This is a genomic window from Longicatena caecimuris (assembly GCF_004341945.1).
Classification (GTDB): domain Bacteria; phylum Bacillota_I; class Bacilli_A; order Erysipelotrichales; family Erysipelotrichaceae; genus Longicatena; species Longicatena caecimuris.
On the sequence record NZ_SMBP01000018.1, the window covers coordinates 1 to 12,673 of the forward strand.

General features: G+C 38.2%; 10 protein-coding genes. 9 read left to right on the forward strand and 1 reads right to left on the reverse strand.

Features of this window, described 5'->3' with window-relative positions:
- Positions 1-178: 178 nt before the first annotated feature.
- Positions 179-2,098, reverse strand: coding sequence for a BglG family transcription antiterminator (locus tag EDD61_RS10200; protein ID WP_017144564.1), 1,920 nt, complete (start codon positions 2,096-2,098; stop codon positions 179-181).
- A 327-nt stretch (positions 2,099-2,425) separates the two neighbouring features.
- On the opposite strand from EDD61_RS10200, the gene EDD61_RS10205 reads away from it, so the two are divergent.
- The 9 genes from EDD61_RS10205 to EDD61_RS10245 all read left to right on the forward strand — a co-directional run bounded on the left by EDD61_RS10205 (position 2,426) and on the right by EDD61_RS10245 (position 12,667).
- Positions 2,426-2,752, forward strand: coding sequence for a PTS sugar transporter subunit IIB (locus tag EDD61_RS10205; RefSeq protein ID WP_008689839.1), 327 nt, complete (start codon positions 2,426-2,428; stop codon positions 2,750-2,752).
- Positions 2,753-2,929: 177 nt separating this feature from the next.
- Positions 2,930-4,219, forward strand: a complete 1,290-nt coding sequence (locus EDD61_RS10210) for a PTS sugar transporter subunit IIC (RefSeq protein ID WP_008689838.1) — start codon at positions 2,930-2,932, stop codon at positions 4,217-4,219.
- A gap of 15 nt (positions 4,220-4,234) precedes the next feature.
- Entirely contained in the window at positions 4,235-4,564 is a 330-nt protein-coding gene (locus EDD61_RS10215; protein WP_008689837.1) for a PTS lactose/cellobiose transporter subunit IIA, read from the forward strand.
- Position 4,565: 1 nt separating this feature from the next.
- The gene (locus EDD61_RS10220; protein ID WP_132225256.1) at positions 4,566-5,999 is read left to right on the forward strand and encodes a glycoside hydrolase family 1 protein; all 1,434 of its coding nucleotides are present in this window, start codon (positions 4,566-4,568) and stop codon (positions 5,997-5,999) included.
- Between the two features lie 76 nt (positions 6,000-6,075).
- Positions 6,076-7,527 carry a glycoside hydrolase family 1 protein gene (locus EDD61_RS10225; RefSeq protein WP_128125416.1) on the forward strand — a complete coding sequence of 484 codons (1,452 nt, stop codon included), beginning with the start codon at positions 6,076-6,078 and terminating at the stop codon, positions 7,525-7,527.
- Positions 7,528-8,346: a Cof-type HAD-IIB family hydrolase gene (locus tag EDD61_RS10230; protein WP_132225258.1), complete on the forward strand. Its 819-nt coding sequence runs from the start codon at positions 7,528-7,530 to the stop codon at positions 8,344-8,346.
- Positions 8,347-8,538: 192 nt separating this feature from the next.
- Positions 8,539-9,351 (forward strand): LicD family protein, encoded by an 813-nt coding sequence (locus EDD61_RS10235; protein WP_008978875.1) that lies wholly within the window; start codon positions 8,539-8,541, stop codon positions 9,349-9,351.
- A 133-nt stretch (positions 9,352-9,484) separates the two neighbouring features.
- Positions 9,485-10,798: an N-acetylmuramoyl-L-alanine amidase gene (locus tag EDD61_RS10240; RefSeq protein ID WP_008689831.1), complete on the forward strand. Its 1,314-nt coding sequence runs from the start codon at positions 9,485-9,487 to the stop codon at positions 10,796-10,798.
- A gap of 15 nt (positions 10,799-10,813) precedes the next feature.
- Complete coding sequence (locus EDD61_RS10245; RefSeq protein ID WP_132225260.1) at positions 10,814-12,667, forward strand: ABC-F family ATP-binding cassette domain-containing protein; 1,854 nt, start codon at positions 10,814-10,816, stop codon at positions 12,665-12,667.
- The last annotated feature ends 6 nt before the right edge of the window (positions 12,668-12,673 follow it).

A 12,673-nucleotide genomic window follows, 5' to 3' on the forward strand; every position in this document is an offset into this window, starting at 1 on the left:
AAAGATCAATTTTTGTGCTCTTACCAGCACTTGTTTTTGTCATGCTTTTTTAATCTTTTTCAAAAAGGCTTGACTTCTTAATAGCTAGCTCCTTTATCAATTATATAGATATAGTATGACATCAGAAAAGCGATAACACAAGGGTAACAAACGATTGTTAGAATAGCAACTGCTTTTTCTATTCACTGACCTCATTCATATAAGCAGTTAACTTGCGAATGAATGTTTGATAATCTTGACAGTTGATGAGATCTTTTAAAAAAGCCGGTTCACTAAGAATCTCAATCAACTGATCAAAGATCTGGGCAAATATTTGTCTGCTGTCATCATGTACGCCTAGTAAGGTGACAATATGTACCTCATGCACTCCCCATTGCATACCATCTGGACAAAGGACGACACTTATAAAGCTTTTTTTAGCGTTATCACCAAGTGAATGAGGAACGGCAGCGTCCTCAAAGGCGGTGCTTGACATATGCTCACGAGCAAAGACATCCTGTGTAAAGGAAGCTTCGGCATAATCCAGTGCAATCGCATCGTTACAAAGCTTTTGAATGAGCTGGGTACGATCTAAATGAACATCTGTATAAAATAAGCGAGGATCAAATAAATCAAATAGAAAATCTTTCAGCTTCTGTTTGTTTTTTTCGGATAACATCTTAGAAATGGTAGTTTCTAATAAGGCCATATCTTTATTTGTAAGAAATGGATGAATTAACACATATGGCTGAGGAAATCTTGCCTCTACTGTTGAAATAATCAAATCTGCATGCAGCATGTTGGGTTGATAGGAAGGCATGGAAACGGCATATTTTATCGTTATCTTATCTTCAAAATGACGGCTGATCTTCTCTAAGGTATGTTGATGAATGCTGTAATAATCGGCATATAAAAAGAGAATTGTTAACTTGTTTTTTGATTGCACATTGTTTTCAAAGTAACTGCCGATGTGAAAAGAAATAAAGGTGATTTCATCCTCATTCAACACTACATCATAATTTTCTTTAAACTGTTGGGCAATATAAACGGCAATATCATAAATCAAGGGATACGTTGCCTTAATCTTAGCGGTCAATGGATTTTTGGCATAATAGTTATGTGCAACACGATTAAACAGATTCTTAACATGGATGGTGAATTTCGCAATAAATTCTTCATCAAAGGCATCCAGTAAATAGCGCTCTTCAACATTGTGAATCACGGCATGGGCGATATCAATATATTTCTGTTCAATAAAAGATGAAATATTAGAGCCATTAATAAAAGAATAATCAATCATCGTTGTATTGTTCGAGATAATAAGCGTCAAATTATAAACTTCAGCATCATTCATATGGATTTGATAGTTTTTCTCAATATACTGTTTTATTTCCTGTGCCACAAGATATTGTTGCGAATCAAGAAACGGTGTGAAATCAACTTGATCATTTAACTCACAGGCATTACGGATACGATCAATCATGACAATAAGATGCAATGCCGTATTATTTAGCGTATAATCATTCGCAAATACATTATTGCGTGAAAAAATATCGGCAAGATTTTTACGGAAATCCCAAAAATGATAATGATAAGTCAATAAACGCACTTCATCTTTTAAGACAAAATTATCATACGTATCACTGGAAATTAAGCGGCTCATTAATCGCCGTTTATCTTTTTCACTGCCTTCTAAATATAACAAATCATGATCTCTGCGTATGGTTACATTACAGCTGGAAACAATCTTACGGATACTGCGAATATCATTTTCAATCGTAGACTCACTTACAAATAATTCATCCGCAAGATCAAATAGATCAATACCATCTTGCGAAGAAATAAGTTTTTGAATGATTAGATTTTGCCGTGTTTGCGGGGTTTCCACATTTTGACTTCCTTTTTCCCGATAAGCTAAATATTGCTGAGCACTGTTTAATCGATACCCTTTATTTGATGATATTACTAAAGGACTTGTTTCATTCTCATTTAGTGAACTGACATATTTACGTATCTGACGTGTGGAAACATGAAGCAGTGAAGATAGCTCACCGGCAGCTACCCAATGTTCATAATGGTGCCAGAGATAGTCTAACAAGATTGAGATATTATCCTTCATATGTCTATTCACTCTCCTATGCAAGGCCCCCAGATACTCTTCATCATTATATATGTACACGATAAGTATAAAGTATAAGTAATCTTTGCTCAAATTAAAAAAGTTCCTACTGCACGGAACTTTTCTGATTTGTCTTATTTTGTTGTGTTCGCTATACTGAGGGTGTGATAAGGAAAGGAGGACAGTTATGTGATTGGCAAATATGAAAAAGAGATATATCGTCGCTGAATATGACTTCAGACAAGTACGGGAATACTTTGATACATCTCTCTTATATCATAACACCAATCCAGATAAAAATCATTCATAATTATAAAGGAGAAGATCATGAAGAACATTTTATTAGTTTGTGGCACCGGTGCGAGCAGCGGTTTCATGGCCAAAAACATTCGCCAGGCAGCGAAAGCTCGCAATATTGAAATTGGCGTAAAAGCTAGAAGTGACTCTGTTGTAGAGGATTATATTGAAGATATTGATCTATTATTGGTAGGACCACATCTTAGCTACATGCTGCATGATTTAGAGGATATTGCAGATCCATTTGGTGTTCCTGTTCAGATTATCCCCAAAGATGCATATGGGGAATTGGATGGCGATGCCGTTCTTGATTTTGCTTTACCTTTTCTAAAAGATGAGAAAACGCATGAACGTTAATGGTAGAATGCTTGCTTAATAAACGATGGTATCGTAGGAATGTTTATGAGCAGATACGTTAGAAATAATTCCCTGATGAACTATATACATTGGATAAGATTGCCATAGCATGTTAAATTAAGCAAGCGGTTATTTTGTAAAAGGTGATTAAGAAATAGAATCACGAGGAGAAAACATATGAAAAAATTCATGGATTGGATGACAGATAAATTCGCACCGAGAATGAATAAGCTCGCAAGAAATCCGTGGATTGCCTCTGTCCAGGAGGCTATCCTGACTGCGATGCCTATGATTTTTATTGGTTCATTTACGACCGTATTGACCGCTTTTGGCGGATTGATTGAAGGATTTCCGGATTTTAGCCCACTTTCTACTTTTTCCCTGGGCTTATTATCCTTATACTTAGCATATTTAGTACCATATCTGCTGATGGAAAAGAAACGCCATAATAAAACGAAAAAAGAAGCAGGATTGGCTGGTATCGGATTCTTTTTGATGTTAGTATCTCCAACCTTTGATGAGGCAGGAAATATTTTGTTTCAAAGTTCTACTTTAGGAAATGGCGGTATGATTGCAGCGTTGATTGCCGGCTTGTTTGTCGGTTTTGTGATGAATGCTTTTTCTACCCATTCCTTCTTTAAGGAAGACAGCGCTATTCCAGATTTTATCACCGTATGGTTTGATACGTTAATTCCGATACTGATGATTTTATTTGTTGGCTGGCTCTTTACTTTCCAGCTCCATATCAGTATCTTTGATTGCATTTATACATTATTCTCACCAATCTTAAAAGCCGGTGACAGTTTCCTTGGTTTTGTAGTCTTATACTTTGTTGGATATACCTTCTTATACACGTTTGGTATTTCTACCTGGGTCATTTATCCAATTGAATCGGCATTGATCCTGCAAGGAATTGCGGCGAATCAGGCAGCGGTAGCAGCCGGAAATGCTGCCAGTGTTATCAATGCGGATGGAGTATCTTATTATTTTACGCTTGGTGGAGGCGGCTGTACCTTGGCTTTAGGTCTTATGATGCTGTTTATGGCAAAATCGAAAAAGTGTAAGGTCATTGGAAAAGCCAGTCTGGTACCAAACTTATGTAACATCAATGAACCATTGGTATTTGGTGCACCAATCGCCTTTAACCCGATTCTGATGGTACCGATGTGGATCATTGGTTTACTAGCACCGGCCTTGACCTGGTTTGCCTTATATTTTGATTTATTGCCTAAAGTAACGACTTTATTCTCCTTCTGGTATTTGCCTGGACCTATTTGTTCCTATGCTGTAGGAGGTATGGTTGGATTGATCTTTACCTTATTTATTTTCGTCTTATCCTGGATCATCTATTATCCATTCTTTAAGGTATACGATAAGCAATGTGTACAGAAAGAAGCAGAGGATGAAGCACAAAAAGCAAAATTAGCAGCACGTAAAAACGCAAGACAGGAAACAAACAATGCATAAGAAGGAAGGTTTATTATGGATAAAACAACGATTGAACAATTAAATAGTGCTGCGATGCAGATCATTCTGCATGCCGGTGATTGTCGGAATTTGCTCAATGAAGCAATCAATGATCTGTTAGATGATAAAAGTGAAGAAGAAGTAAAAGACAAGATCACGCAGGCAAAGAAAGAAATCACGAAAGCACATGTTATTCAAACGGATATGATACAAAGCTCAATCAATGAAGAAGAGCTGCAGACAACCTTATTATTCACCCATGCACAGGATACGCTGATGACTATCAACAGTGAAGTAAATCTGGTACAAAGCATGATTCGTCTGTATCGTAAGTTGGAGAAATAAGATGAAACGTAAAATCACAGGATTTCCGAAAGACTTTTTATGGGGTGGTGCCATTGCGGCCAATCAAGCAGAAGGTGCTTGGAACATTGATGGGAAAGGACCCTCTATGGCGGATATTGAAATCCTTCCAGAGCAGTATGATCGCCATAAGGTAGTCGGATTTGCTCATACTGCCAAACAGATAGAAGAAGCATTAGCAGATACCAAAGGCTATTATCCACGCCGGCATGGCATTGACTTTTATCATACGTATAAAGAAGATCTGGCATTGATGAAAGAAATGGGGTTTACCTGTTTTCGAACATCCTTTAACTGGACACGCATCTTTCCACAAGGAGATGAAGAACAGCCAAATGAAGAAGGTTTAAAGTTTTATGATGATTTGCTGGATGAGATGCTGAAAAATGGTATAGAACCAATCATGACGGTTTCACATTATGAAATGCCTATTCATCTGATTACCAAGTATAAGGGCTGGTATGCCCCTGAAATGGTTGATTTCTTTGTGAAATATTGTAACGTGCTATTTGAACGTTATCATAATAAAGTACGCTATTGGATCCTATTGAACCAGATCAACTCTTTACAGGGCTGGGGAGAGTTTGCCAGTTTGGGAATGGTGCAGGATGGTTATGAAGATTGGGAAAGTGCCAAATATCAGGCAACACACCATCAGTTTGTGGCATGTGCCAAAGCCACACAACTTGCCCACGCCCTTGATCCTTCCTTGCAGATTGGAATGATGTTGGGGGATGATGCCTTATATCCGGCAAGCTGTAAACCAGAGGATGTCTTTGCCAACACCCAGCAGATGCAGATGAGTTTATACTTTTATTCCGATGTCTTATTACGCGGAGAATATCCGGGTTATGCGCTGCGCTATTTTTATGATCATGATATCCATGTGATGATTAAAGAAGAGGAAGAACAGCTGTTAAAAGAGAATACCGCAGATTTTCTATCATTTTCGTATTATTTTACCCGCATCACCAAGGCCAAAGATTCTACCCATCCCAAAGAGAACCCCTACTTAGAAAAATCTATCTGGGGCTGGGCAGTGGATCCATTAGGATTTCGCAACTCATTAAATTTGTATTGGGATCGTTATCAAATACCAATTTTTATCGCTGAAAATGGACTGGGTGCATTAGATGAGGTCGTAGATGGAAAGATTCATGATCCTTATCGTATCGCCTATTTACAGACACATATTGCGGCGATGAAAGAAGCCATTAAGGATGGCGTACAAGTGTTTGGCTATGCATCTTGGGGACCTATTGACATCATCAGTTGTTCGCAAGGGGAAATGAGCAAGCGCTATGGATATATTTATGTCGATTTGGATGATCGTGGACATGGCAGTGGGAAACGACTGCGTAAAGATTCTTTCTATTGGTATCAACATGTCATAATGACAAATGGAGAAGATTTGTAAAGAAAGGGACGCATACAATCGTCCCTTTGCTTCAACATGAACATAGTATGAACAATATGTGACAAGGAGAATTGAAATGAAACAAGTAAAAACAGGATTTCCGAAAGCTTTTTTATGGGGAGGCGCCATTGCGGCAAATCAGGCAGAAGGAGCATTTCTAGAAGGTGGGAAAGGATGGAGCGTTGCGGATATCTTAAAAGTGCAAGATGCTGGTGATTTGAAAAAGAAATCAAATAAAGAAACGAACAGAAACGATATTGATTTCGCTTTACAGGATAAAGAAGGCTATTATCCTAAACGCTATGGGATTGATTTCTATCATACTTATAAGGAAGATCTAAAGCTTTTAGCAGGGATGGGATTGAAAACATTTCGCACTTCTATCAGCTGGTCACGTATCTTCCCTAATGGAGATGATCCTCAACCGAATGAAGAAGGTTTACGCTTTTATGATGCATTGCTGGATGAAATCATAAAAAACGGCATGGAGCCCCTCATTACTTTATCGCACTATGAGATGCCACTGCATTTGGCAACACACTATCAGGGCTGGTATAATCGTAAGACGATCACTTTCTTTGTGAACTATTGTGAAACCGTTATGCGTCGGTATAAAGATAAGGTAAAGTATTGGATCGTAGTGAATCAGATCAATCTGATACATCATGAATCTTTTAATCATCTCGGTATCCCCAGTGATACAGTAGAAAACCTTATGGAAGCAAAATACCAGGCCATTCATCATGAATGCACAGCAAGTGCGCTTGTCACTAAGCTTGCCCATCAGATCAATCCAGACTTTCTGGTAGGTATGATGGTATATGATGGATTGAGTGAACCATTAACATGCAAACCAGAGGATGTTTTTGCGAATATGCAGCGCAATCAAAGAGAATATTTCTTTACCGATTTATTGCTAAGGGGAGAATATCCGGGCTATATGCTGCGCTATTTTAAAGAGCATAACATTCATTTAGATATCCGTGAAGAGGATGAGCAAGTATTAAAAGAGCATCCGGCTGATTTTCTTGCGTTATCCTATTATTATACATGTGTATCATCAAAAGAAAGCAATGACACGCAAGATATTAATGATGATGGGGCCATTGTAAATCCTTATATTGATGCAAGTGAATGGGGCTGGGGCATTGATCCTCTTGGATTAAGAACCGTATTAAATTACTATTATGATCGTTATCAAAAACCAATCATCATCGCAGAGAATGGTTTTGGCACGTATGATGAAATCAGCAGTGATGGAAAGATTCACGATGAACGCCGTATCGCTTATTTACGTGAGCATATTCGCAATGTGAAGGAAGCTATCATGGACGGGGTAGATGTGATTGGTTATTATCCATGGGGACCTATTGATATTATTAGCTGTTCATCCTCAGAAATGAGCAAGCGCTATGGATTTATTTACGTGGATCAGGATGATTATGGAAATGGCAGTAAGCGTCGTATCAAGAAAGATAGCTATGACTGGTATCGACGTGTCATTGCCAGCAACGGGGAAGATCTATAAGTGTTTCCCTTTCGTTTGATTGCCTGTGATATTGATGGCACATTAAGCATGGACAATACATTATCATTGCGCAGCGTACATACCTTACAGAAACTACAACAACAAGGAGTTTCGATCGTGCTATGCAGTGGGCGCAGTTATCCGGATGTGTTAAGTTTGCGAAATCAACACTTGCTGGCTTTGGATATGTTGTTATTAAACGGCGCAATGCAGGTAAACGCAAAAGGACAGATTCTTCATGCGACTGCGATAAAAAAACAAAGCGCAAAGATGATTCTTCAGATGCTGCAAAAGGAACCTATCGCAATCGGCTGTTATGATGAAACCCATATTTATTCTTTAGAAGAAGAGGATCGGCCTTCCTTTCAAAAACACTATTTGCAAAGTTTCACGGATACCACACCGGTGTTGTCTTGTTTCAAGACGATTACGGAAACAGACTTACCTAAACCCATTTTAAAAATAGAACTTTTGGAAAAGGATGAAGAAAAACGCCAACGTTTACAAACACGACTATCCACCTTGCAAGAGGTAAAGGTAACAACTTCCGGATGGGATAATTTGGAAATCACTTCGCCGCTAGTATCGAAAGGGACAGCTTTACAAACCTATGTTGCTCAACACGGTTTCACAAAAGAGGAAGTTTTAGTATTTGGCGACAGCGAAAATGATCTTTCCATGTTTTCCTGTTTCCCTAACAGTGTTGCTGTAGCAAATGCCTGTACGCAAATAAAAAATGCTGCTCGTTATCATTGTAAAGAGGCAAAGGAAGATGGGGTCGTACAATTTCTTGAAATGCTTATAAAACATACTGTTTAAGTACAGTGTGTTTTTTTTTGACAGCAAATGTTGTAGAGCCACCTGCATAAGGAAAAGATAAAAAGTAGGATATTTGTTTAAATTTTCATTGTTTTCGCAATCGTTTCTGAAGACATTCTTGCGAAATTGTGATATTTCCATAAAATGATTGTGATAAAAACAAATATCTTCTATAATAGATACGGTGATTTTATGGAAGAATACATATTGAAAACAAGAGAAGATGGAACGACGATTACCGTGCGTGATTTACAGCTGAAATTGTTAGAGATGCTGAAAGATATAGATATTGTATGCCGCAAGCACAAAGTCCAATACTGGCTGACAGGTGGCAGCTGCTTAGGCGCTGTACGTCATAAAGGCTTTATCCCTTGGGATGATGATGCGGATATCGGTATGCTGTATGAGGATTATCTGAAATTGTTAGAAGCCGTTAAGGATCTGGATCCTAAGAAGTACATCGTACAAAGCTTTGAAACACATAAGGAATACAATGTGTTGATTCCGGCGATGAAGATTCGTTTAAAACATACGTATTGTGAAGAATACAATGCGTTATTAAAAAACAAATGCAAAGACAGTGATGGCATTTTTATCGATGTTTTCATCATTGATTATGTGAGTGAGAATCATGTAAAAGATTTTGTATGGCGCTGCCGCAATGGAATCTTGATGCTCTTGATTGCCGCATTGGAAAATCTACATATCAATCCACTGCCATTAAAGAAACGCTATGTGCGAAATGCACGTAAGTATGGTAAGCAAAATCAAGACAGCCCAATGATCGGTTTTGATCTGACATGGTGCTTTAATTCTTTCTTCCATCCGGTCGTATATCCAAAGGAAAGCGTTTTTCCGATTCAGTATGTCCCATTTGAAGATACGATGCTGCCGATACCAAAACGGCCTAAAGATTTGTTGGATGCAGAAGTATCCGTGAATCATATGAGCTATCCGCCGAAAAAAGATCAGCAGCCAAAGCATATTAAGGATATTGCATTTTAGAAACGATGACGTAATGACTTTTTCATGCTTATGAAAATGCATAGCATGGAGACGATATTTCTTATTAAAAGCTAGCTTATGGTAAAAATAAAATATCGTAAAACATAGTAAAAATTGTGAGGAGGTAGAAGACATGGCATATGTACCAAGACAGAGAAGATATAAAGTGCGCTGGAAGGTAGTGGCTCCACTGCTTGTTTTAATTGCGTTGATCGTGTATCTTTTAATTGGCATGTTTCTGCCTTCCAATCATCAAGAAGTAAAGAAATTCACGGTGTGTGGATTGAATGAGGAACAGACGATCAAAGCATTGCATAAGACAAGTAAAGAAACGATTAGCGTTTCGGATTATTTGTATTATGGAGAATCTTTGGATTTGTATGAAAAGAAATATTCACCGGAAAATAAAGATACGTTGAGTGGGAAAACCGTAGAATTAAAAAATATTTGTGATGGAAAGACAATTTCGATGACAATGGAAAATACAGTTGATCAAAAGATCTTATTAGATGAAATACCGGAAGGATATTATGAGGTTTCCATCATTGATAATCTGGTAAAAAAACGTGTGATTTTTCAACAGCCTTTAAAGGAAAATGCATTTTATACGGCGCAGCGTAAAGGAAAGGTCAATAAAGTTTCCTTAATTGCAGATACGCAGCTGTTAAAGGATTATCAGATCACCCTGGATAAAAACTATCTTTTCTTACAAGTAACTTCACAGACGCCGCGCAAAGGGGATATTGATGTGTTGATTGATCCGTTTGGGATGAATACGGATTTAACGTGGTTGCCGGATGAAGGCTCAAAGGTCAATGGGTTAAATGAAAATGATGAAATGTATAAAGCAGCGGTTTTAATGAAAAAGGAATTAGAAGAAAAATATGGATTGCGTGTTGCCATTACAAAGGCAAGTAAAGATGAAAAAGGGAAAGCCTATGGCAGTGATGGCCGTTTAGCAAAAGGTTATAAGCAGCATGCAAAATATTATTTGTTCTTACGCTTCAGCAATTATGCCAACGATACGATTCGCGGCTTTGAAGTAGCGCATAGTTATTATTCCAGCAAGACACTTGCCAGGAATTTGACCTATGGTGTACATAAGAACTTAAAAATGCCACTGTCACCGATGTATACTGGTTCTGATGCCGGTATCGTTACCGGATTATTGGCTGAAGGGGCAGATGGTAAAACGATATATGATACGAATTTATATTTAAGAGAAAGTGGTGGAAGAGCAACACTGGCAGGGAAATACTCAGAAACAAGTCAAGAACAAAATGCTGATTTTGTGAATGCCAATGGCATGCAGGGATTAGAAATTGACTTTGTCTATATATCAAATAAAGAAGATGCAGCGCTGTGGAAAAAACAGAAGAATGCGATTATTAAGGAAACAGCGCGCGCTTTTGCCGAGGGAATCAATGCCGACAACACCACCAGATAAGGCGGGTGAAACAAGATGAAGTATCAAATTCATAAAGGAAGTAAATATTTTGGGGCGAATACGGTATTTGAGGATATTCAATTTGAAATCCGCAATACTGAAAAAATCGCGATTGTGGGAAGAAACGGATGTGGTAAAACCACCTTATTAAAAGCCATTGCCGAAGTAGAACCGTTGGATAAAGGGGATATCCATAAGGAAAACAATCTGACAATCGGTTATTTAGCACAGACAACGTTTGAAAATGAGCATGCCTGTGTCAAAGAAGAATTGGAAACAGCCTTTGCGAAGGTAAAACGCATAGGTAAACAGCTGGAAGAAATCAGTGAGCAGATGGTATATGACCATAGTGAAACCATCTTAAATAAATACGCCAATTTGCAGCAGCAATATGAGGATTTAGGCGGTTATACATACCATAGTGATATGATGACTGTCTTCACTAAGTTTGGGTTTCAGGAAGAAGATTTGAAACGTGAAGTTGCTACGTTTTCCGGAGGACAGAAAACCCGATTGGCCTTTGTCAAGCTATTGTTAAGCAAACCGGATATCTTGTTGTTAGATGAACCTACCAACCATTTGGATATCGAAACGATTGAATGGCTAGAAGGTTATGTGAAACGCTATCCCAAAGCGGTTGTCTTAGTTAGTCACGATCGTATGTTTCTGGATGATGTTGTTGATGTCGTATATGAATTGGAATATGGTGTGATGCGTCGCTATCCGGGTAATTATACAAACTATGTTAATACCAAGAAAAGTGATGTTGAACAACAAAAATCAGCGTATGCGCGCCAACAAAAAGAAATACAGCACATGGAAGAACTCATTGAGAAATTCCGTTATAAGAAAAATAAAGCAGCTTTTGCGCAGAGTAAAATCAAATACTTAGAACGTATGGATAAAATTGAAGATCCCAATGTCGATGAAAAACGGTTTCATGCCCGTTTTACCCCAAGGGTACGTGGCGGCAAGCGGGTCTTAGAGGTCAAGGATTTAACCATCGGTTACGATCTGCCGTTGTGTACGATTACTTGCGATATTCTGCAAGGGGAAAAAGTTGCCATAATCGGCCCAAATGGGAAAGGAAAGTCAACCTTTTTGAAAACCTTGATGGAACAGGTTTCACCATTATCCGGTGAATTCTTATTCGGACACCAGATTGAGGTAGGTTATTTTGATCAGGAGCTTGCGCAATTCGATACCAATAATACGGTATTAGAAGAGGTGTGGAACGATTTCAGTGAACTGAATCGAACAGAGGTACGCACAGCACTGGGATGTTTTTTATTCAGTGGAGAAGACGTATTTAAAACAGTAGACTGTCTATCCGGAGGAGAAAAAGTTCGTCTATCCTTTGTAAAGCTAATGCTGTCACATCCTAATTTTCTGATGATGGATGAGCCAACCAATCATTTGGATCTAATTGGAAAAGAAGCCTTAGAGGATGCTTTGTGTGATTATGAAGGCACAATGCTATTTGTGAGTCATGATCGTTACTTTATCTCAAAGTTGGCAACTGCGGTATTGGTCATTGATAATGGGAAGGCAACATATTATCCGATGCGTTATCAGGAATATATGCATAAAGATGAGGAACATGTACAGGCCGTTAAAGCCGTTGAGAAAAAAGAAACAAAAAAAGTGGATAGAGGGATTCATTATGATCGCGAAGTAAAAAAACTGGAAAAGAAAATTGCAGAAAAGGAAAAAGAACTGGAAGCACTCAGAGAGCTGCGTTTTGATCCGGAATATTATCACGATTATCAAAAAATGCGTGATTTAGATGATAAAATTGATGACGTACATAATGAAATTGAAAATTTCATGAAGAAATGGGAAGACTACAGCGAGAAACTGGAACAGTAAGAAAGA

Bases quoted from the DNA above. Each gene is read 5' to 3' on its own strand.
- EDD61_RS10200 (WP_017144564.1), bottom strand. From the start codon at position 2,098: ATGAAGGATAATATCTCAATCTTGTTAGACTATCTCTGGCACCATTAT.
- EDD61_RS10205 (WP_008689839.1), top strand. From the start codon at position 2,426: ATGAAGAACATTTTATTAGTTTGTGGCACCGGTGCGAGCAGCGGTTTC.
- EDD61_RS10235 (WP_008978875.1), top strand. From the start codon at position 8,539: ATGGAAGAATACATATTGAAAACAAGAGAAGATGGAACGACGATTACC.
- EDD61_RS10240 (WP_008689831.1), top strand. From the start codon at position 9,485: ATGGCATATGTACCAAGACAGAGAAGATATAAAGTGCGCTGGAAGGTA.
- EDD61_RS10225 (WP_128125416.1), top strand. From the start codon at position 6,076: ATGAAACAAGTAAAAACAGGATTTCCGAAAGCTTTTTTATGGGGAGGC.
- EDD61_RS10210 (WP_008689838.1), top strand. From the start codon at position 2,930: ATGAAAAAATTCATGGATTGGATGACAGATAAATTCGCACCGAGAATG.
- EDD61_RS10220 (WP_132225256.1), top strand. From the start codon at position 4,566: ATGAAACGTAAAATCACAGGATTTCCGAAAGACTTTTTATGGGGTGGT.
- EDD61_RS10245 (WP_132225260.1), top strand. From the start codon at position 10,814: ATGAAGTATCAAATTCATAAAGGAAGTAAATATTTTGGGGCGAATACG.
- EDD61_RS10215 (WP_008689837.1), top strand. From the start codon at position 4,235: ATGGATAAAACAACGATTGAACAATTAAATAGTGCTGCGATGCAGATC.